This window comes from Peribacillus sp. FSL P2-0133, from assembly GCF_037975445.1.
GTDB lineage: Bacteria > Bacillota > Bacilli > Bacillales > DSM-1321 > Peribacillus > Peribacillus simplex_E.
This window is the reverse complement of the sequence record NZ_CP150254.1, coordinates 39,469-60,941: the sequence shown is the minus strand read 5'-3', so window position 1 is coordinate 60,941 and position 21,473 is coordinate 39,469. Positions and strand designations below refer to the sequence as shown.

At 40.5% G+C, this 21,473-nt stretch carries 23 protein-coding genes; 1 reads left to right on the top strand and 22 read right to left on the bottom strand.

Features of this window, described 5'->3' with window-relative positions; translation table 11 throughout:
* Positions 1-123: 123 nt before the first annotated feature.
* The 18 genes from MKY17_RS00325 to metG all read right to left on the bottom strand — a co-directional run bounded on the left by MKY17_RS00325 (position 124) and on the right by metG (position 18,079).
* Positions 124-876 carry an ATP-binding cassette domain-containing protein gene (locus MKY17_RS00325; protein WP_098372662.1) on the bottom strand — a complete coding sequence of 251 codons (753 nt, stop codon included), beginning with the start codon at positions 874-876 and terminating at the stop codon, positions 124-126.
* Between the two features lie 13 nt (positions 877-889).
* On the bottom strand, positions 890-1,675 hold the full coding sequence (gene ssuC / locus MKY17_RS00320; RefSeq protein ID WP_098372661.1) for an aliphatic sulfonate ABC transporter permease SsuC: 786 nt from the start codon (positions 1,673-1,675) through the stop codon (positions 890-892).
* Entirely contained in the window at positions 1,638-2,810 is a 1,173-nt protein-coding gene (gene ssuD, locus MKY17_RS00315; RefSeq protein ID WP_098372682.1) for an FMNH2-dependent alkanesulfonate monooxygenase, read from the bottom strand. Before ssuD ends, ssuC begins: the two co-directional genes overlap by 38 nt.
* Positions 2,811-2,823: 13 nt before the next feature.
* Positions 2,824-3,804: a sulfonate ABC transporter substrate-binding protein gene (locus tag MKY17_RS00310; RefSeq protein WP_098372660.1), complete on the bottom strand. Its 981-nt coding sequence runs from the start codon at positions 3,802-3,804 to the stop codon at positions 2,824-2,826.
* A gap of 311 nt (positions 3,805-4,115) precedes the next feature.
* Complete coding sequence (locus tag MKY17_RS00305; RefSeq protein ID WP_057276495.1) at positions 4,116-5,069, bottom strand: ribose-phosphate diphosphokinase; 954 nt, start codon at positions 5,067-5,069, stop codon at positions 4,116-4,118.
* A 15-nt stretch (positions 5,070-5,084) separates the two neighbouring features.
* Positions 5,085-6,458 carry a bifunctional UDP-N-acetylglucosamine diphosphorylase/glucosamine-1-phosphate N-acetyltransferase GlmU gene (gene glmU, locus MKY17_RS00300; RefSeq protein ID WP_098372659.1) on the bottom strand — a complete coding sequence of 458 codons (1,374 nt, stop codon included), beginning with the start codon at positions 6,456-6,458 and terminating at the stop codon, positions 5,085-5,087.
* Between the two features lie 641 nt (positions 6,459-7,099).
* Positions 7,100-7,396: a septation regulator SpoVG gene (spoVG, locus tag MKY17_RS00295; RefSeq protein WP_034316332.1), complete on the bottom strand. Its 297-nt coding sequence runs from the start codon at positions 7,394-7,396 to the stop codon at positions 7,100-7,102.
* Between the two features lie 190 nt (positions 7,397-7,586).
* Positions 7,587-7,961, bottom strand: coding sequence for a RidA family protein (locus MKY17_RS00290; protein ID WP_053537019.1), 375 nt, complete (start codon positions 7,959-7,961; stop codon positions 7,587-7,589).
* A gap of 13 nt (positions 7,962-7,974) precedes the next feature.
* Complete coding sequence (gene purR, locus MKY17_RS00285) at positions 7,975-8,799, bottom strand: pur operon repressor (RefSeq protein WP_098372658.1); 825 nt, start codon at positions 8,797-8,799, stop codon at positions 7,975-7,977.
* A 61-nt stretch (positions 8,800-8,860) separates the two neighbouring features.
* Positions 8,861-9,730, bottom strand: a complete 870-nt coding sequence (ispE, locus tag MKY17_RS00280; protein WP_098372657.1) for a 4-(cytidine 5'-diphospho)-2-C-methyl-D-erythritol kinase — start codon at positions 9,728-9,730, stop codon at positions 8,861-8,863.
* Between the two features lie 322 nt (positions 9,731-10,052).
* On the bottom strand, positions 10,053-10,229 hold the full coding sequence (locus tag MKY17_RS00275) for a small, acid-soluble spore protein, alpha/beta type (RefSeq protein WP_034316340.1): 177 nt from the start codon (positions 10,227-10,229) through the stop codon (positions 10,053-10,055).
* Between the two features lie 150 nt (positions 10,230-10,379).
* Positions 10,380-10,631 carry a Veg family protein gene (locus MKY17_RS00270; RefSeq protein ID WP_034316343.1) on the bottom strand — a complete coding sequence of 84 codons (252 nt, stop codon included), beginning with the start codon at positions 10,629-10,631 and terminating at the stop codon, positions 10,380-10,382.
* 313 nt (positions 10,632-10,944) lie between these two features.
* Positions 10,945-11,823, bottom strand: coding sequence for a sporulation peptidase YabG (gene yabG / locus MKY17_RS00265; RefSeq protein ID WP_098372656.1), 879 nt, complete (start codon positions 11,821-11,823; stop codon positions 10,945-10,947).
* Positions 11,824-12,022: 199 nt separating this feature from the next.
* A complete protein-coding gene (gene rsmA, locus MKY17_RS00260) occupies positions 12,023-12,901 on the bottom strand; it encodes a 16S rRNA (adenine(1518)-N(6)/adenine(1519)-N(6))-dimethyltransferase RsmA (RefSeq protein ID WP_098372655.1) in 879 nt (292 codons plus the stop codon).
* Entirely contained in the window at positions 12,894-13,457 is a 564-nt protein-coding gene (rnmV, locus tag MKY17_RS00255; RefSeq protein ID WP_096340998.1) for a ribonuclease M5, read from the bottom strand. The genes rsmA and rnmV overlap by 8 nt, the downstream gene beginning before the upstream one ends.
* A 249-nt stretch (positions 13,458-13,706) precedes the next feature.
* On the bottom strand, positions 13,707-14,861 hold the full coding sequence (locus MKY17_RS00250; RefSeq protein WP_260398226.1) for a G5 and 3D domain-containing protein: 1,155 nt from the start codon (positions 14,859-14,861) through the stop codon (positions 13,707-13,709).
* Positions 14,862-15,140: 279 nt separating this feature from the next.
* Positions 15,141-15,908: a TatD family hydrolase gene (locus tag MKY17_RS00245; protein WP_098372653.1), complete on the bottom strand. Its 768-nt coding sequence runs from the start codon at positions 15,906-15,908 to the stop codon at positions 15,141-15,143.
* A gap of 209 nt (positions 15,909-16,117) precedes the next feature.
* Entirely contained in the window at positions 16,118-18,079 is a 1,962-nt protein-coding gene (gene metG, locus MKY17_RS00240; protein WP_098372652.1) for a methionine--tRNA ligase, read from the bottom strand.
* Between the two features lie 632 nt (positions 18,080-18,711).
* On the opposite strand from metG, the gene MKY17_RS00235 reads away from it, so the two are divergent.
* The gene (locus MKY17_RS00235) at positions 18,712-18,996 is read left to right on the top strand and encodes an AbrB/MazE/SpoVT family DNA-binding domain-containing protein (RefSeq protein WP_048689982.1); all 285 of its coding nucleotides are present in this window, start codon (positions 18,712-18,714) and stop codon (positions 18,994-18,996) included.
* 48 nt (positions 18,997-19,044) lie between these two features.
* Here the strand turns inward: MKY17_RS00235 and rsmI are convergent, their stop codons facing one another.
* The 4 genes from rsmI to yabA all read right to left on the bottom strand — a co-directional run bounded on the left by rsmI (position 19,045) and on the right by yabA (position 21,466).
* On the bottom strand, positions 19,045-19,926 hold the full coding sequence (gene rsmI / locus MKY17_RS00230) for a 16S rRNA (cytidine(1402)-2'-O)-methyltransferase (RefSeq protein ID WP_098372651.1): 882 nt from the start codon (positions 19,924-19,926) through the stop codon (positions 19,045-19,047).
* Position 19,927: 1 nt separating this feature from the next.
* Positions 19,928-20,188 carry a GIY-YIG nuclease family protein gene (locus MKY17_RS00225; RefSeq protein ID WP_076372928.1) on the bottom strand — a complete coding sequence of 87 codons (261 nt, stop codon included), beginning with the start codon at positions 20,186-20,188 and terminating at the stop codon, positions 19,928-19,930.
* Positions 20,175-20,918 carry a tRNA1(Val) (adenine(37)-N6)-methyltransferase gene (locus MKY17_RS00220; RefSeq protein WP_098372650.1) on the bottom strand — a complete coding sequence of 248 codons (744 nt, stop codon included), beginning with the start codon at positions 20,916-20,918 and terminating at the stop codon, positions 20,175-20,177. Before MKY17_RS00220 ends, MKY17_RS00225 begins: the two co-directional genes overlap by 14 nt.
* Before the next feature lie 173 nt (positions 20,919-21,091).
* Entirely contained in the window at positions 21,092-21,466 is a 375-nt protein-coding gene (gene yabA / locus MKY17_RS00215) for a DNA replication initiation control protein YabA (RefSeq protein ID WP_076372924.1), read from the bottom strand.
* Positions 21,467-21,473 lie beyond the last annotated feature (7 nt).

Here is a 21,473-nt window from a genome sequence, read left to right as displayed (position 1 = left end):
CTATATTTAACATTTCCCTAAATGGCGAATCATTAAACATGAAAGGTAAAATCCGAAGGGACCAAGAAGGGGATAAACATATGGTAAACATAGGTATTCGCCGCAAAATCTTTTTTCTCTAATTCAAGCGTGAACCGCCTTTTTTTCCATTTCTCCCTCAACTTGCATCACTCGGTTAAGGATTTGTGCTGCTAGTGATGAATATTGAATACTATCCTTTTTCCGTGGTCTAGGCAGATTGATTTCCTTATTCATGACGACTTTGCCTTCTTCGATTAATATGACACGGTCGGCTAGCATTACGGCTTCTTCAACATCATGTGTAACAAGCAAGGCAGTAAAGTCCCTTTTCCTCCATAGTTCTTCAATGAGCCTTTGCATGCCAATTCTCGTCAAAGCATCCAATGCCCCTAACGGCTCATCCAAAAGGAGAATGTCAGGTTGGTTCACCAATGCCCTCGCTAATGCAACCCTTTGCTTTTGCCCACCGGATAAAACGGACGGCCAATCACTTGCTCGATTTGCAAGGCCCACTTGCTCCAGTAATTCCATGGCATTTGGCTTCCAATCCCCTTTCAAGCCTATACCAATGTTTTCAAGGATTTTTTTCCAAGGAAAAAGCCTTCCATCCTGAAACATCGTACGTGAAGATTTATTTAATCCTTTCAATGGCTTTCCATTCACCAGTATCTGCCCGCCCGTCGGCTTTTCCAGTCCTGCCACAAGACGAAGCAAGGTGCTCTTTCCGCATCCACTCTTACCGACAATGGCTACGAATTCCCCTTTTTTAAATGTGAGGTCCATCCCCTTTAATACTTCAAACTCCCCAAAATCCTTTCTTACACCCTGCAACTCCAACGAATTTCCATTTTTCATATTAATGACCTCCTCATTGGTATGATGGATGCCACTTTAAGCATCTTTTTTCGATTATTTTGGCCGCAACGTCCGATATTTTCCCCAATAAGGCATATAAGAGAATACTAAGAACAACAATATCCATCCTCATGAATTCCCGGGCATTCATAGCCATATATCCAATTCCGGAATTAGCGGATATTGTTTCTGCGACAATTAATGTGACCCACATGATTCCAAGGGAGAAGCGGATACCCACCAAAATGGATGGAAAGGCGGCAGGGAGAATAACATTCCAGAATAAAGAAAAACCACTTAACCCATAAACCCTCGCTGCTTCGATCAATCCCTTATCCACCGATTTCACTCCATGAAATGTATTTAGATAGATAGGAAAAAGAACCCCTAAAGCGACAAGGAAAATTTTCGCTTCTTCTTCTATACCAAACCATAAAATCACCAGCGGTATTAAAGCTAAATGGGGAATGTTACGCAACATCTGAAGCGAGGTATCGAATAAGGTTTCAGCAATGGATGATAATCCATTTAATAAACCTAGTACAAAACCAATGATCCCGCCTATTAAAAATCCGATGAAGGCACGCTGGGCACTGATGCCGATATAATCTATAAGTTCACCTGTCTCCAATAAAGCGACACCTGCTTGAAACACTTCAGTCGGGGCAGGCAATATCCGATCCGACAAAATCCCCCACAAAGACAGCAGCTGCCAAGTTACCAAAAGGAGAATGGGCACAAGCCAAGATATGAGTTGGAACCTATTGAACTTTTTGTTTAATTTTTTCTGCATCTTCATTTTCACTTCCTTTTGTAGGGTAGTGGTCATTTGCCAGTATTTCCCCAAATGGGCTCGTAGCTTTTGAAACAGGACTTTCCAGCCGTTCAACAGGGAGTAAAGGGAATAATAATTCCGCAACTCTGTATGCTTCTTCAAGATGAGGGTATCCAGATAAAACAAAGGATTCTATTCCGATTTCTTCATATTCCTTCATTCTGGCAGCAACATTTTCTGCACTCCCTACCAGTGCCGTACCGGCGCCCCCGCGCACTAGACCTACTCCTGCCCAAAGGTTAGGGCTGATTTCAAGCGAATCCCTGTTTCCGTTATGGAGTTGCGACATCCGCTTTTGGCCCACTGAATCAAACCTTTCAAAAATCTTTTGTGAATTTTCAATCATTTCATCATCCACATATTTAATGAGTTCGTCCGCTGCCTGCCAAGCTTCTTCTTCCGTTTCCCTTACAATGACATGCATGCGAATGCCGAATCTGACTTCACGTCCGTACTCTGCTGCTTTTTTACGTACCTTTTCAATTTTTTCAGCCACTTGCTCCGGCGGCTCACCCCAAGTCAAGTACACATCAATATGCTTTCCCGAAATATCGATGGCTGGATCGGATGAACCTCCGAAATAGAGCGGTGGGTACGGTTTTTGTACAGGTGACAACAGAATATTCCCACCTTCAACCTTTAGGTGCTCCCCTTCATAGTCCACACTCTCACCAGACATTTCCTTTCTCCAGATATCGAGAAATTCATTTGTTTGCTCATAGCGTTCCTTATGATTCAGAAACACGCCATCACCTGCCAATTCGACTGGGTCCCCCCCAGTTACCACATTGATCAAAAGACGGCCATTCGACAACCGGTCGAAGCTTGAAGCCATACGCGCAGCTAAGGTTGGCGACATTAAACCTGGACGAATCGCAACTAGAAATTTCATTCTTTCCGTTGCGGAAATCAGTGAAGAGCCCACTACCCATGCATCCTCACAAGACCGTCCCGTCGGAAGCAAAGCCCCTTCAAAACCCAAATGATCAACCGCCTGTGCTATTTGTTTTAAATAAGGAAGCGTGATTGCCCTCCCTCCCTTTGTCGATCCTAAATAGCGACTTTCCCCATGCGATGGTAAAAACCAAAATACTTTCATTTTCATTTCCCCCTTAATTTTTTTTAACATCTGCAGATGCATCCAGAACATTAATCTTGCTTGGGATTAATTTAAGATTGTAAAACGTATCGGCAATCTTTTGTTGATCATCCAAAACCCCATTGGAAATCTCCTCAAGTCCATATTCTTTTCTATTTAATGTTTTTTCCAATGCCTCCACACTCATTCCAATTTCCGGAGATAGAAACTCAGCGACGTCCCTTGGGTTTTCTTCAATCCATTTATCAACTTTTATCAGTTCTTCTTTGATAATCTTCAAAGCCTCTTCGTTCTCGGCAAATGAATCAGTTGCCAAAAAGAATTCCCGATTCGCCACCAGTCCTTCTCCATCCTGAATCGTTTTCGTTTCAAGTTCCAATTCCGCCGCTGATAAAAATGGATCCCATATTACCCAGGCATCGATTTGGTTTCCTTCAAAAGCAGCCCTCGCATCAGCCGGTGGCAAGTAGACGGGCTGAATGTCATCAAGAGTAAGACCTGCTTCCTCTAACGCTTTGACCAATAAATAATGAACATTGGAACCTTTATTCAAGCCAACCTTCTTTCCCTTTAAATCTTTCACATTTTTAATGGGTGAATCCTTTTGTACAACTATAGCCTCTCCTGATGGGTTTGCCGGCTGATTGGCAATATAGACAAGCGGAGCATTGGCTGCTTGTGCAAATATCGGCGGTGCCTCCCCTGTGTGCCCAAAATCAATGCTGCCGACATTCAAGGCTTCAAGCAGCTGAGGTCCTGCAGGGAATTCAGTCCAATCGACTGTATATCCCACTTCCTTTAAATGTGTTTCCAGCTCCCCTTTTGATTTTAAAATATTTAATGTCCCGAATTTTTGATAACCGATTCGGATGGTCTTATCCGATTCTTTTGCATCAGCACTTGTGGAACTGTTCTTTTCCTGCCCGCATGCACTTACTATCAGCATGATGATGCTGAAGATGGACAGCAGCCATATTTTTCGTTTTTTCTTCATATTCTGCACACCCTTCTTAAACTATTTATATAAAAATAAAAGGCTCCTTTTCTTCACCAATAGGACAATAGGGCAAAAAGATGCCTAATGTTCAATGGTAAGTGAAAAGGAGCCTTCGGTAGTCCGATCGGCGTTAACCAATATGTACTTGCGTTAGTACAGGTTTTCATTCCATGAATATGAATTGAATTTGTATAGCCATTTTATTATTAGTATTCATATCTGTCAACTAAGAATTTAATATTTTTCGAAAATTCCAAACAAAAATACGGCGAGCCCGAAGGCCCGCCGTGTTTTGATTAATTTTGTTATCAATCGAATAATGTGCTGACTGATTGTTCCTCATGCACACGAATAATCGCCTCTGCAATCAAAGGTGCTACAGAAAGTCCAGTAATTTTATCGATTTTCTTATCTTCAGATAGGGCAATCGAGTTAGTCACGACCAATTCCTTGATCGTTGAATTTTGAATCCTTTCGATGGCAGGACCTGAAAGGACTGGGTGTGTACAACAAGCATACACTGCTTTAGCACCATTCTCCACAAGGGCATTGGCCGCTAGTGTAATAGTGCCTGCAGTATCGATGATGTCATCAATCAGTATTGCTGTCTTCCCTTCAATATTACCAATAATGTTCATGACTTCAGCCACGTTCGGTCTTGGACGGCGCTTATCGATAATGGCAATCGGTGCTTTTAGGCGATCTGCCATTTTACGGGCACGTGTTACACCACCATGATCTGGGGAAACGATGACGATATCACTTAAATCTTTTTCCTTGAAGAAATCAGCTAAAATCGGAACAGCAACAAGGTGATCGATCAGAATATCGAAGAAACCTTGAATTTGTGGTGCGTGAAGATCTAAAGTGATAACACGGTGGGCACCAGCCGTTTCTAAAAGATTTGCGACAAGTTTAGCTGTAATCGGTTCACGCGCACGCGCTTTACGATCTTGTCGGGCATAACCGTAATATGGCATTACAATATTGATCGTTTTAGCTGAAGCACGTTTAAGAGCATCGATCATAATTAAAAGTTCCATTAAATTTTCATTGACTGGTTGGCTTGTTGATTGGATTACGTAAACGTCACAGCCACGAATACTTTCTTCAATATTAATCTGAACTTCACCGTCACTGAAACTTGTTACGCTACATTTTCCAAGTTCAACACCGATTGCAGCAGCAATTTCCTGAGCTAAATCGAAGTTTGAATTTAAAGAGAATACTTTTAAATTAGGATCTAAATACTGATTTGACATGATGACCTCCGTCGGTTATTTATTAAATTTCAAATTCTTGACATAATCTTCTTTGTTAACTTGACGAGCCCGGGCAACGGATAGGGCTTCCTGCGGTACATCTTGCGTGATGGTTGACCCAGCAGCTACATATGCCCCTTCTCCTACCGTCACAGGTGCAACCAGATTAGAATTGCAGCCTATGAAGACATTGTCTTCAATCTTCGTCAAATGTTTATTTTTCCCGTCGTAATTCACGGTAATAGATCCGCAGCCTATATTAACATTCTCCCCAACCTCTGCATCTCCAATATAACTCAAGTGAGAGGCCTTGCTTCCTTCGCCAAAAACGGTCTTTTTAATTTCGACAAAATTACCGATCTTAACGGAATCCTTAATATCTGATTGAGGTCTAACATGTGCGAATGGACCGATTTTAACAAAACTTCCAATACTGCTTTCGTGTACAACCGATTGGAGGACTTCCGTTCCATCACCAATTTCACAATTACTGATTTCCGTATTCGGGCCAATCAAGCAATCCTGCCCGATAATACTTTTTCCTTTAATGAATGACCCAGGATTAATGACTGTATCCTGTCCGATTTGTACGTCCGCTTCAATGAACGTAGTTAGCGGATCGATGATCGTTACACCATTCCTCATATGCGTTTCATTGATGCGTTTCCGCAAAATTTGCTCCGCCTGCGATAAAGCCACTCGGTCATTTACACCCAATGTCTCCTCGAAATCACTTGATTGGAAGGCCGTCACCACTTCGCCTTCCTCTTTTAAGATTTCAATAACATCCGGTAAGTAATATTCTCCCTGGACATTTTCATTTGAAACTTTTTTCAGCGCGCTAAATAATGCTTGGTTATCGAAGCAATATGTACCGGTATTTATTTCCTTAACATATCTTTCTTCATCAGTGGCATCCTTATGCTCGACGATTTTTTCTACAAGACCGCCTTCACCGCGAAGGACCCTTCCATAACCAGCAGGGTTATCTGCATATGCCGTTAAGATTGTTGCTTTCGCCTGACTTTGCTCATGCAATGCTATAAGCTCTTTCATCGTTTCCGCTTTAATCAGAGGCGTATCACCGCAAATAACAAGAGTCGTTCCACTTTTTACGGATAAAACGCTTTCCGCTTGCATTACAGCATGTGCCGTACCTAATTGCTGTTCTTGTAAGGCATACTTGCATGAATCACCAAGTTGTTCTTGTACTTTTTCAGCTCCATGGCCGATGACTGTAACAATATCTTCTATTTGAAGTTGATTGACTTGATCGATAACATGTTGTACCATTGGTTTCCCGCAAACAGGGTGCAAAACCTTATAAAGCTTAGATTTCATCCTAGTACCTTGCCCAGCGGCCAATATTATTGCATAGCGATTACTCATAACAGGCCTCCATTTTCACCTTTTTATCCACTAAAAATATTATCTCAAATAGTGATTCTTTTCAAGGTAACAATTAAAAGTACATATAATTGTCAACCAATTAGGTAAAAAAAGTTCGATTTCCGACAGCCTCACTAAAGTTATTAATGGACCTTTTAGCATTATTTTAAATCATGGTCGATGTCATTTTCATTAACGACATAATACAGTAACCATGTCTCCTCCCCTTCATAACACCAGCAAGCCCCATTATCCCAAAACATCGCCATGATCGCGTTAGACCTATGTACAAGCCATCTGGAAGTACTGCACCCTTTGTTAACTTCCATTCCGAAATCAGATTAACGATTCAATTCATCTTCAGCTCTTTTGATTGATGGAGTAAGTGGTATCCTCAAATCCCGCTTACAGGAATTTCAATATCAGGATGGACAAAAAGGTTTAAAAAATAAAAGGATGGGTACTTAAACTCTAAAGATATCCCCTTAATTTTACAATTTAGATACTTAAAGCGAATTTCCGTATGATGAGCGAATAAGTTCTATACTTATCCGTTTATGAATAAATAAAAAAGAGCACTACTTATGAAGTAGGCTCTAGATGCACAAATTATAAATTTAAAGTTTAAAAGTAAGGTTATTTTAAGAAGCACCTGCTCCAGCTTCCTCTAATTCAGTTTCAAGTTCTCCCAATCGATGATATTCTGTCAAGACAGCTTCTTGAATTTTCCCGCGTGTCGAGGAATTGATTGGATGAGCGATATCCCGGAATTCTCCATCTGGAGTTCGTTTACTTGGCATTGCTACAAATAAACCATTGTTTCCGTCGATCACACGAATATCATGAACCACAAATTCATTATCCAGTGTAATTGATGCGATAGCTCTCATACGACCATCCGTATTCACACGGCGTAATCTTACGTCAGTTACTTCCATTTAAGCTCACCATCCCTTTTTGTTGTTGTTAAAACTTAAAGTACATATTCAACAAAAAAACGTGAACTCCTTCTATTATCTGTAATTTTTTTAGAAAATTCAGCCTAGTTTTCAAAAACACTAAAAATCATCCTTATATTACAGGAAAATACCCATTACGAATTTCCTAAAAAATAAAAAAAACGCCCGTTTATTTAACGAGCGCTACCACTTCTATTTCCACTAGTGCATCTTTAGGAAGGCGAGCAACCTCTACACAAGAGCGAGCAGGTTTGTGAGCAGAAAAATATTCTCCGTATATTTCATTAATCGAACCGAAATCATCCATACTTTTAATGAATACTGTAGCCTTAATGACAGTTTCCAATGAAGCCCCAGCTTCTTTCAATACGGCTTGGAGATTCTTAAAGACCTGGTGTGTTTGTTCCTTTACATCCCCAGTCACCATCTCACCAGAAGCAGTAAGTGGGATCTGTCCTGAACTGAAAAATAACTTATCCACGATCACGCCTTGTGAATATGGTCCGATCGCTGCCGGTGCTTCATCAGTATGTATCGTTTTCATTAAATGATTCCCCCTATTCCTTTTTCGTAAAATAATTCCCACGGCTTACATTAATTTTCTTGTCTCTTTCGACCACCTGCGTCAACTTGATTAAAGAAACATAGTCCTCGACAAGGCACTCTTCCGTATGTTCGGATTCGACCAGCACCGCTATTCCGGCAACTGTTGCCTTAAATTCATCCAATAGACTGATCATACCATTAACGGTACCCCCAGCCTTCATGAAATCGTCTACAATTAATACATTCGAACCCTCAACCAAGCTTCTCTTAGAGAGTACCATAGTCTGAATCCTCTTTGAAGAGCCTGAAACATAATTGATGCTCACTGTTGAACCTTCCGTTACTTTATTATTCCTACTTACAATTACAACTGGAACATTCAAATAATTTGCCACGGCGTATGCTAATGATATCCCTTTGGTTGCCATTGTCATGATGACTGAGATGTTTTTTTTGGCATACATTGAAGCGATTATCCTTCCAACCTTATTCACGGTTTGCGGATGTCCTAATATGTCTGTCATATATAGATAACCGCCAGGAAGTAGCCTTTCTGGACTAGCGATCGTATCGCATAATCCGTCAATGAAGGCACTGGCTTCTTCTTCCTTGATGGAAACAATATATTTCACTCCACCGGCCGCACCTGGAACGGTTGTTAAAGATCCTATCCCGCGTTGTTCGAAGGTATCTTTGATGATTGTCAAATCTTCACTGATCGAGGATTTTGCCGAACTATATCTTTCAGCAAAATAAGTCAGCGAAACAAGTTCCCCTGGATGTTCTAATAAATAATTGGTCATATCGACTAGCCTCTCGCTGCGACGAAATTTCATTGAGACACCCCCTTTGTGAATTCCGAATATTATATAGCAACTATACCACTAATGTACGTTTCTATTCAAGATTGTTTCGATCACCCAGTAAACGGACCGCATAGACTTGATCACAAAACCCGCGAAGTCCATTATAAATTCTTTGCATGCGCGAATCATGTTCCACCAAACCAAAAACTGTCGGACCACTTCCGCTCATCAAGACCGAATCCGCTCCAAATGTCTTCATTTGATCTTTAATGTTCGCAACCTCTGGGTATAACTGCAATGTCACTTGTTCCAGAACATTACCCAACCCTTCACATACATCGTGATAATTGTTTTCCATAATAGCCGAAATCATTCCAGGTACATCCGGATGCTCCATTTTTGAAGTTTGGAGCCTTTTGTATATATCTGCCGTCGATACGCCGATCGTCGGTTTGGCCAAGATGACCCAGCATTTTGGCGGTGCGGGAAGATGCGTGATTTTTTCCCCGCGCCCCCTGGCCAATGCCGTACCTCCATATACACAAAATGAAACGTCAGAGCCAATTTCAGCTCCTATTTCCGCAAGTTCATCCATGGAAAGACCAAGCTTCCACAGTCTATTCAAGCCTCTCAAGGTAGCTGCGGCATCACTGCTTCCACCAGCAAGTCCTGCGGCTACAGGTATATTTTTCTCTATAGTTATGGAAACACCTTTTTTGATTCCAAAACGTTCCTTTAGAATAAATGCAGCTTGATAAGCTAAATTCCGATGATCATCCGGAACAAATCGATTATGGGATAGAATTTGAATATGATTTCCCTTTATTTCCTTTAGTTCAATTCTATCGGCAAGGTCGACTGTCGTCATGATCATTTCCACCTCATGATACCCATCAGGCCGTTTGAAAAGCACATCCAAAGCCAAATTAATTTTAGCCGGGGCTTTTTCCATAAGCTTCAATATGTCCACCTACTTTAACGTTCTTAAAAGTTCTTGTCCTATTCTATCATATTTGTTTATATTCTAAAGGTTTTTTCATCGTAATTTCAATGTAATGAAGCTAAGACCGGCCCTTAGAGGAGAATAGACACATGTAGGCACATTGGAGAGCAGCTGCTTCCTGCAACCCAAAAGACTTGCTACATATCCATAAGCATTCACCGATACATAAAAAAACCAGACTCCTTAACTACAATGTAAGCAAAAATGAATGGAGCTATACATTGTATAAAGAGTCCAGCTTCTTTCGACATGACGGCATGATTCAATTAAGTGTTTGATCTTACTCTTTGTTCACCAATTGACGTTGTGCTTTTTCGATAGCAAGTTTTACCATGTTACCTGCGTCCCTGGCCCGGATTCCTCCCCAGCCTTCTTTCTGGACAACATCGTAAAATCCAAGTTCTTTAGCCAATTCCTCTTTAAGATCATTTGACATAATCCCTTTTTTCCTGCTCAAGCGAAGCAACCCCTTTCACATGCCGTCACATGCCTAGTGTTTGCATCATACGCTATTTCATTACATCCTTTTTAAGCCTTTATTGGAGCTCACAGGTATTCTATACAAAACAAAAAGCAGCAAACAAAGTTGTTCGCTGCCTCGTCTAAGTTACATCTCTTGTTGTTTGTTTAAAAATGTTAGTTCTACGGTTTCCGTTAAAACATCCGCATAGCTGTAAGATACTCTTTCAAACGCATTTTCATCTTGGTCGAGCTCAATTACAAAAACAGCCGGATAAGTTTCCGCCAAAGTTCCGAATCGTTCTACAGTCTTTCTTCTTCCACCGTTTGCTTTTAAGAGCAATCTTTTACCTAGGTTTGAATCAAGTGCAGTTTTAATATCAGCTAGAGTTTTTGGCATTTTCGGTCCACCTCACTAAGTTAAGTATATCACAATTCACAAATATACGCAAACAAAATAATAAATTATATCAGCACTTAAAAATGTAGTCAATATATTTTTATCTGAAATTCGGCAAAATCGCGAACAATTTTATTATATCCTGGGAAATGAAAAATTATGTAAACGAACTATTTCATTATCTATTAAGCCGAATTTTCGTAATTAAAACATTACCTACTATCATCACTCAACAAAAAACCAGTTTTTCTGTGACGATATCCGAATTCTTACCCACTAAAAGCAAGCTGCATTCTTTCAAAATGCAGCTCGTTCATTCTTCCTGAAATGGCTTGAAAGGCAACCCGGTCCGTAACACCCCTTTTGTCTCAATTCCCCCCAACCCCTTCTCTCCAGTTAATGTATTCCGAAGGACATCCCATACATGAATATGATCGGAAAAAGGCGTAAAGCTTATCTTTCCGACGATATATACCGGATCAAGAGCATGTATATTAACACGGGAAGGAGAACTTGCAAAATTTGCCCCCGCTTGGATCAGCGATTCAAAATGCGACTGACAAGCCCCGGCAAATATAATCAGTTGGTCTAAATGAGAAACCCTCCTTCGCGCTTCTCTAACCGTCTGTACAAAATCCTTTGAGTGACGGTAGGCATTAATATCGGATATCGGCCCTTTTGATTTTGAATAGGCATCATGACCGGTGACAACAAGAATGTCCGGCCGATAATGGTCCAACAGCCCCCCGATTCTTTGGGGCATTTCCTTTTCATTGCAATAGATGCCATTGACCGGAATACTGAATTTCTGATATAGATCCATGCATTTCCTTAAGTAAGATGCATCCCCATCAACATGGAGGACTCTCCCTGGTATCTGAAAATATTCACCGCTGTACCGATAACCATTACTGGATTGATAGCCATTTTTTTGTTGTTGCAGCTCTAGATCTTGTGTTAATAAGCGGTAAGATTGTTCTTGAAGTACCTCATTCGACCTTTGTCGATCATTTCTTTCATTATCATTAATGATCATTAAATCTTGAAAAGGTGCATCTGCAATCAGTCGGATATCTTCCCCATAAAGAACAGCTTGACGCCTTCCGTCAATATCACGGATATCAATTACCCGGAACACCACGTCGCATTTATAAGAAACCCGACCAACAATATCGTTTATTTGAATATTCATGGCCCCACCCCATGAGAAGACTTATTTTCAGCCCGCCCTAGTTTATTTTCATTCTTAAGTTATGCGAACCATTCTTGAATGGTGAAAGGTGGGGATTGATTACACTTTCGGATACGTTCCCTCATGGTTGGCCAAATTCAAAAAAAAAGCCGGAAGTTGGGATTGACCCCATTCCGACTTGAATCCTTCACATTTCCCTTTATTTGAAATTCGGCAATAATGCATCACTTAAGCGGCCAAATTCTTTGATGCTCAGCGTTTCCCCCCGTCTGGAAGGATCCACTTCCGCGGCTTCGAGAGCAGCAAGTATAAGTTCTTTTTTCGATTTACCATCTGGCAGCTGACTGGTTAAGTTATTTAAAATCGTTTTCCGACGCTGCGCAAAGCTCGCCCGGGTCACAGTGAATAAGAAATCCTCATCCATTACCTCGACGATCGGCTTCACGCGCTTTGTAAGGCGGATTACAGCTGAATCAACATTAGGCTGAGGCATGAATACCGTTTTGGGTACTATCATCACTGTTTCGGCTTCAGTATAATATTGAATGGCAATGGATAAAGAACCGTATTCCTTTGTCCCAGGTTTTGCGGCAATTCGATCGGCCACTTCCTTTTGCAGCATGCACACGATGCCCCTAATGGGCAGGTCCTCGGACAATAGCTTCAAAATGATGGGAGTCGTGACATAGTATGGCAGATTTGCAACAACCATCAGGTCCGAAAAGCCAGCAAATTCCTCCTCGATGACCTTCTTGACATCAGCCTTGAGAACATCCCCGTGAATGATGTTTACATTGCTATAGGGAGAGAGTGTATCCGATAAGATGGGCAGCAGACGCTGATCAATCTCAAAGGCCGCAACCTTTTTGCTGCTTTTCGCTAGTTGTTCCGTCAATGCCCCGATTCCCGGCCCAATTTCGATGGCGCCGCTTTCCTCTGTCAAATTGGCATGTTCGACAATACGTTTCAAGATATTCGTATCGATTAAAAAGTTCTGACCTAAGCTCTTTTTAAAGGAGAATCCATATTTCTTTAATATTTCTTTCGTTCTGACAGGGGTTGCAATATCCTTATTCATTTTTTTCCTCCTGAATTATCTGTACCATCGCTTTCTCAAAAGCCTCAGTTGATATTTGGAACATTTTTAGTCTCTTATATAACTGTTTACCATTGGTAAACCCGATTTTTAAAATAGATCCAAGTTTTTCCCTTCGTTCCTTGGCACCGGATCCCCCGATTAAACCTGCATCTATTAAATCCTGCTGTGAAATCTCTTCTGAAGCCTCTTCATCCATTAATTGGGCGTCCTTTAAAGCATTACGAATTGCCTCAGGAGAAGCGTGTTCCACACCAATTCCTCTACCTGACTTAGGAAGGGCTTCCTTCTTCGTTAAAAAGGCGTGTTTACAGCCTTTTACTTGTTCAGAAATTATATTCCTGATTTTTTGACCAGGAAAATCAGGGTCTGTGAAAATGATGGCTCCACGTGTCTTTTGGGCAAGCCTCACCTGCTCAATACAAGACTCATTCACCGCGGAACCGTTGGTTTCTATTGTATCAGCATTAACAGCCCTTTTTATCGCTACCGTATCGTCTTTTCCTTCTACAACAATAATTTCTTTAATCTTTTTCATGGTTTCCTCCATACAGAAAAGCGCAAGCGCTTTGATTAGCTCTTGGATAAACGTAACCGGTCCCCCGTAAAATTTTCTGGATAGAGAATCCAGTCAAGATCATTTATGAAGTTCACACGCATATATTAAATCTTATGGAATAGTGAGACGTCTATCTTATTAAAACAGTTTTACATAGGGTTTTTCAACAAACAGAAAATAAAACGCAAAAAACAGGAGACGAATTCATCTCCTGCGAGAGAAACCTTATTAGTCCAATACACGAACCTTTACCCTCTTTACACCCCAGCGATAGGCATCATTTTTTGAGGAAAAGAAGACGTCAATCCTATTTCCCTTTATTGCTCCGCCTTTGTCAGCAGCCACTGCATAGCCATAGCCATCCACATATACTTTAGAGCCCATAGGAATTACGTTTGGATCGACAGCGATGATTTTCGCACCCGGATTACTCTTTAGATCCACGCCTGTGGACGTGACACCGGAACAGCCCTTACAACTGGCAGTATACGCTGTTGATGATACGTATATTTCTTTTCCACTTGAAGAACTAACGTTAGTTACTCCGCGTGATGCCTGGGCAACCGTCGTTCGAGTTCCGACCGTTACAACTTTATCCTGCTTTTTATTAACTACTTTTTCTGAAAGTAATTCTCTTTTAACCTCTTTGCCATTTTCTTTAATAACTTCATATTCCTTGGAAATGAGTCCGTCTTTTCCTTCTTTGACAATTTTCTCTTTCCCTTTTGATAAAGAGTCATCTTTTTTAGTTATGACAGCAAAGTCAACTGGTTCTTCCACTACATCGGTGACTTTTTCAATTCGAACTACGTTTACCGTATTCTCAGCTTCAACTTTTTCGGTTAATTCTGGCTCAACTCGATCCAAATCATTGAGTTTTACTCCTTGTTGCTTTAAAAAGTCAGCGACAGTAGTCGAAGTTGACCATACCTGCTTTTCGTCTCCACCTACCACTAATTTCAGTGAAAAGGCTTTGTCTATGGCAACTTCCATATTCGCTTTCAGCTTCGTATTTTTCGAAGGGGTGATCTTATCCTGTTCCTTCACACTAAGATTTTGGTCTTTTAAAAGTTCGTCTACCGTATCGGCGGTAGACCAAACATCCTTCGTCTTACCATCCTGTACCATGACGATTTTTTGTGCAGGCTTCCAAACCACCTCTAAATCATCATCAACCTCGGTGGCTCTAGATGGGTGGACATAGTCTGCAGCTTTAACGGTAATCTCTAAATCTTCCAACATATCATTTACAGTAGCCGCGTGTGTACGCACTACCTCTTTTTTTCCGTCTAGCATAATTGTTACTGTATCCTTTGTTCCTTGATATATCAGTATTCCCAATGCTGTAGAAACAAGAATAGCACTGCAAATGGCAATTGCCATTCTCTTCTTCCCAAAAGGTTTGGGAATAAGGTTTTTCATAGTTTTTAATAGAATGAAAAACTCCTCCTTCCTCCCGGTGATTATATAGACTTAGTTATCAAGCTGTCAACCCATTCACTTCTCATTCAGGAAATTACTACCTATTATGCATATTTCATATTGAAAAGGAAAGGGTGACTTCTCGACATAATAAGCCTATAGTTGGAGTGAAATTTGTAGAAACCTTAAAAAAATTCAATTTTAGCTAGTGAACCCCGGGGGATATTGTAAAAAAAAATGTCAGTTAATGCCGAATAATTTCTTGGCATTTTCCGTTGTTGCCTGGGAAACTTCTTCTAATGTGAGTTGTTTGATTTCTGCAATTTGTTCAGCAACAAGCTTCACATACGAAGGTTCATTACGCTTTCCTCTATAAGGATGGGGAGCCAAGTATGGACAATCGGTCTCTATCAGTAAACGGTCTAATGGTACGGCGGCTGCCACTTCCTTTGGTTTTTTTGCATTCTTGAAGGTCACAGGGCCACCCAATGAAATATAAAAGTTCATATTGATGCATTCCAAAGCCGTTTCTGCACTTCCGCTAAAGCAATGCATGATGCCCCCAACCCTTGATGCCTCTTCTTCCTTGAGTATGTTCACGATATCCGCGGTCGCTTCCCGATTATGGATGATAATGGGCAGACCCACCTTTTTTGCCAATCGGATTTGCTTCCTGAACACCTCCATTTGAACATCTTTCGGCGATTTATCCCAATGATAATCCAGGCCCATCTCACCAATGGCCACAACCTTTGGATGATTGGATAATTCCTCGATCCATTGTAAGTCCTCTTCTGTCATATCTATAGCATCCACAGGATGCCATCCGACCGCGGCATACATGAAATCATAAGCTTCTATTAATTCCATTGCCCTTATAATAGTAGGCCGGTCAAAACCAACGACTACCATATTATTGACTCCTGCTTCCTTAGCTCTTTCTATTACGTCTTCGAGATCCTCGTTGAATTGTTCCGCATTAACATGTACGTGTGTATCAAATAACATTATTTTTCTTCCTTTCTAGCACTATTTTATAAAAAAATGAAAGTTTTATGTTTCACATTTAGGTAACAAAAAGATTACAAAGGATCCTATATGCCCAACAAATAAATGCAGAACAAAAAACTAAACCTGTTTTAAATTACTTTTTCCAAAAGCATAAAGAAAAAAACATAAAAATGTTTCATATGAAACACCTTTATGTTTTCATCGGTTTATTTCACCTTTGAACCATTAGGAATCGATGAATCTATTGTAGCGACTGAGAGCACTCCATCCTGGCTTCCCGCCAAAATCATTCCTTGAGAGAGCTCGCCACGAAGTTTAACAGGTTTCAAATTTGTTACGCATATCACTTTTTTGCCTACTAAATCTTCAGGTTTATAGTGCTGTGCAATGCCTGATACGACTTGGCGTTTCTCATAACCCAAGTCAAGCTGAAGTTTAAGAAGCTTATCCGCCTTCTTAACAGGCTCAACTTCCATGACCTGAGCAACACGAAGCTCCACTTTTGTAAAGTCATCAATAGTGATTTCATCAACTTCGGGAATCGTCTCTTCCACTTTTTCCTCGGCCTTGGGGGCGCCGCCCTGCATTTGATCTTTAATATATAAAACTTCCACTTCCATATCCAGACGAGGGAAGATCGGCTCTCCCTTCAAGACTTTTGTTTCAGCAGGAATTTGACCGAATTCCGCTAAACTGTCCCAGGATTTTAACACATCATCTTTGATGCTAAGCTGAGCAAAGATTTTTTCCGGTGTTTGCGTCAAGAACGGTTTCAAAAGGATTGCCGTCCTGCGTAATGATTCCGCCAAATGAACCATGACACTAGCAAGGTCTTCCTTCCTTGATTCATCTTTAGCAAGAGTCCATGGCTGGGTCTCATCAATGAATTTATTAGTTCTGCTCACGAGTTGCCAAATGGATGTTAGTGCAACTGAAAATTCCATGTTTTCCATTGCTTCCTCATACTTACCTACCGTATCTTGGTTCATTTCAAGCAAAGCCTTTTCGAATTCGCCATTGGATCCTCCGTAATTTGGAATCACACCATCAAAATACTTATTGACCATTGCAACTGTTCGATTTAATAAATTCCCTAAATCATTTGCCAGGTCAAAATTGATCCGTTCCACAAACCCTTCCGGTGTAAATACTCCATCTGAACCAAATGGTACTTCACGCAATAAGTAGTAGCGTAAAGAATCCAAACCGTAACGATCAATCAATGTAACGGGATCTACTACATTCCCTTTTGATTTGGACATTTTACCATCTTTCATGAGAAGCCATCCGTGGGCAAAGACTTTCTTTGGAAGCGGCACGTCAAGGGCCATTAACATGATCGGCCAATAGATTGTATGGAAACGAACGATTTCCTTTCCGACCAGATGTACATCGGCAGGCCAATAATTCAAGTATTTAGAATCATTATCCGTTCCATACCCTAATGCCGTTATATAATTGGTCAATGCATCAATCCATACATAAATAACATGCTTTGGATCTCCCGGCACCTTGATGCCCCAATCGAAAGTAGTACGGGAAACGGCCAGGTCTTCCAATCCAGGCTTGATGAAGTTATTGATCATTTCGTTTTTGCGCGATTCCGGTTGAATGAAATCCGGGTTCTCCTCATAAAATTTCAGTAACCGATCCGCATATTTACTCATCTTAAAGAAATAAGATTCCTCTTTCACCTTTTCAACAGGCCTGCCGCAATCAGGACAATTTCCATTGCTTTCTTCCACCTGACGTTCCGTGAAGAAAGATTCGCATGGTGTACAATATAATCCTTCATATTGGTCCAAATATATATCACCCTGGTCCAATAGCCTTTTGAAAATCTTGGCTACGACCTCTTTATGGCGATCTTCCGTCGTCCTGATGAAATCATCATATGAAATATCAAGCTTTTCCCAGAGCTCTTTAATCCCCGATACGATATTATCTACATATTGCTGAGGAGTGACTCCTTCCTCAGCCGCTTTACGCTGGATTTTTTGACCATGTTCATCAGTTCCTGTTAAATACATGACATCGAAGCCACGCATCCTTTTATAACGAGCCATGGCATCCCCTGCCACTGTCGTATACGCGTGCCCTATATGTAAATTACCACTCGGATAATATATGGGTGTCGTGATATAGAATGTTTTTAATTTATCTTGCACTTCGTTCCCTCCTCATCATTTGAAAAACCGGCTATAGGACTGGCCCAAGCTATAAGAATATATTTTAAGCTATTATCTCTATTTTAACGCTATATACAATTCTGCGCGACAATAATCACTAATCTAATCATCATGTTAATAGAATAAAAAAATATAAGTAAATCTCATTTTAACAATAAGGGTACTGGAAGTGAACTTCCCTTATGACAGCATTACCTCTTACCTCAACAAAATATACCTAAATTTCTTTTTTTGTGCAACAACTCACATATTCGTAAACTTTTTCAGAAAATTATCCTTAATTCAGAACTTTTGTTTTGAAACTAAATTATATTTAATCATATAATAGTGAAGTGTGTTTTTTATATGCATACTTTGTCGAAATGTGGTGAAGTGAGTAGTTCTTTGTATCCTGCTATTTCTTCACTTTTAAAGATATAACCGATTTTTCCTCTTTAAAAGCCTTTTTGTTACACGAAAAGAGGCATGCTATTTCTTACAAAAAAATGAAAATAAATCATTGACGAATTTGGGAATGGCTGGTATTATAAATTTATAAAAAAATTTGTCGAATAATGGCGAAAAAAATAGAAATAGGGTACTAGATTGTAACTGAGAGGAGAATTTTTAAAATGAAATCTACAGGTATTGTTCGTAAAGTTGATGAGTTAGGCCGGGTGGTTATTCCAATCGAACTTCGTCGTACATTGGGTATCGCTGAGAAAGACGCTCTTGAAATCTATGTTGATGATGAGCGCATCATCTTGAAAAAATACAAACCAAACATGACTTGCCAAGTTACAGGTGAAGTTTCCGATAACAACCTTACACTTGCTAATGGTAAATTGATCCTTAGTCGTGAAGGTGCAGAATTACTTATTCAAGAAATTCAACAAAACTTCACTGCTTCTAAATAAATGATAAAAAAACTTCCGGTCATCGGAAGTTTTTTTTTATGTTTATTATTATTGTATATCAATGTGATACGCTTGATATACATCACGTTTTTGCATATTACGATCTTTTGCGACCTGCTTGATTGCATCCTTTGAAGTGAACTGCTTGGTTTCTATATAATGATTAACATGACCGACGATATCAAGGGCCATCCACCAAGCTTCTTCAGGTTCCTCTTCCGACCATTGCCCACCTTCAATTATTAAACAGAACTCACCGCGAATTTCAGATTCCATCGCCCACGTCAATGCTTCACTCACAGTCCCTCGAATGAACTCTTCGAATTTCTTGGTTAATTCGCGGCATAATACTATACGGCGGTCACCTAAAATTTCATGCATATGTTTCAATGTTTCTTTCAATCGATGTGGCGATTCATAAACGATCCAAGTCGATTCCATTTTTTTTAATTTTTCCAGCTCCTGCTTTTTTTCTTTTGCTCCCCGTTGTAGAAAGCCATAAAAGTAAAAAGGCTGCGGAATCAGTCCAGATGCGATCAATGCAGTTAATGCAGCATTTGCCCCCGGCAATGGGATGACTTTAAACTGTTCGGCAATGGCATCTTTGACCAGTTCATATCCCGGGTCGGATATCGTCGGCAAGCCAGCATCACTCACCAATGCGATGACCTCTCCAGATCGAAGCCTCTCTAGCATTTGCTTCCCGCTATATTCCTTATTATGTTCATGGTAACTGACGATAGGTGTCGAAATTTCAAAGTAGTTGCATAACTTCTTCGTATTTCGCGTGTCCTCAGCAGCAATGACATCCGCTTCCTTTAATATTCTTAAAGCCCGGAAACTCATATCCTCAAGGTTTCCTATTGGTGTAGGAACCAGATATAGAGCTGGCTCCAATCCTTCTTTTTCAAAACTCTTTTGCTGCCACATATCATGTATCCTCCTTTGCCATCCACTTTTGCTTTTGTTTTCTTGTTAATTGCTTAAATTTATATTCAGCCTGCATGGCTAATGTCCGTGTTTCGAATATTTCATGATAAATCAGTTCAACCGGGGTCCGGCCTCGTGTATACTTTGCACCCCTGCCATTATTATGAGCATCAATCCTACGGTGCAAATTATTTGTATACCCGGCATAATAGCTGCCGTCCCTGCATTTCAAAACATAAAAATAATGCTTATTCCTCTCCATATAGAATCCTTCTGATTTCCGGATTATACTCATTCTGATCATTATATACAACAAGTGGAGGAAGAATCTTCAAATCAGGGTTGCCGTCCTTTATCCCTTCTATAAGAATCGTATTCGCTTCTTTTGAACTCTTAGGATAAACGAATTGCAGTCGCTTCGGTTCAATTCTGTACATCCTCATGAAATGCAGGATATCCATCAGACGGCCCGGTCTATGAACGAATGCAGCCTTCCCACCTTGACGCAGCAACTGACTTGAAACACGCATGACGTCCTCAAGATTACACATTATTTCATGTCGGGCAATTGCAAAGTGCTCATTCTTGTTAATTTCCTCGATCGATGGCGTCGGGAAATAGGGTGGATTGCAAGTAACGACATCATATTTGCTATACCCCATCTGTTTTGGAATTTCCTTTATATCCCCATGAATCATCTCGATTTGGGAGGATACGCCATTATAGTCCATGCTCCTCTGGGCCATGTCATATAACCGCTCTTGAATTTCAACACCGGTAATTGTCCCTTTCGTTCTTGTACTCAGCAGCAAAGGTACGACCCCATTACCTGAGCAAAGATCTACGATTTTCCCTTTTTGGATCGGTACATTTACGAACCTTGATAATAAAACGGCATCTAATGAAAAAGAGAACACCGATGGGCTCTGGATGATCCTTAAATTCTCAGCCAATAGATAATCCAGGCGCTCATCGCCTTTAAGTTCTACCATTGCTGTTACCCTCCTAATCATGTATCGAAAAAGCATGTTTAGGGACCATGCTTCTACATTACTATCGTACAAAAAGGGGTCTGACTCATAGTATGCGTCAGACCCCGAATCACTATATATTGTAAACGGTCTATCTATCACGTAAAAGAAACATCTTTTATATTATTCCTTTATCACTTCTTGTTTAAAAAAGATAAACAGAACAGGCAATCCCCTTCTTTTCGTAAACTGCCAAAATGCAGATTGCAAATATGAAAGCCTTCTTGATAGATACGGGCTAAATTATCATAGCCTTCCCCGATATCCATAACCTTGTCCGTACTTGCGGTACGGTTTTTCACTTTTTGTTTGACCTTTACTGCAGCAGGCGCACTTTCGACTTCCACAAGGCCCAACCGATGGCGCAAATGCTCTTTCTCCAGCTTGAGCGACTGATTTTCCTCAAGGATTTCAGCTAAGTTCTGCTTCAATTCTCCAAGCTGCTTATATAATTGGCCTATCTGGGTTTCCATATTGGTCACCGACTCAAAAATATCTTTCTTATCCACGCTCTCC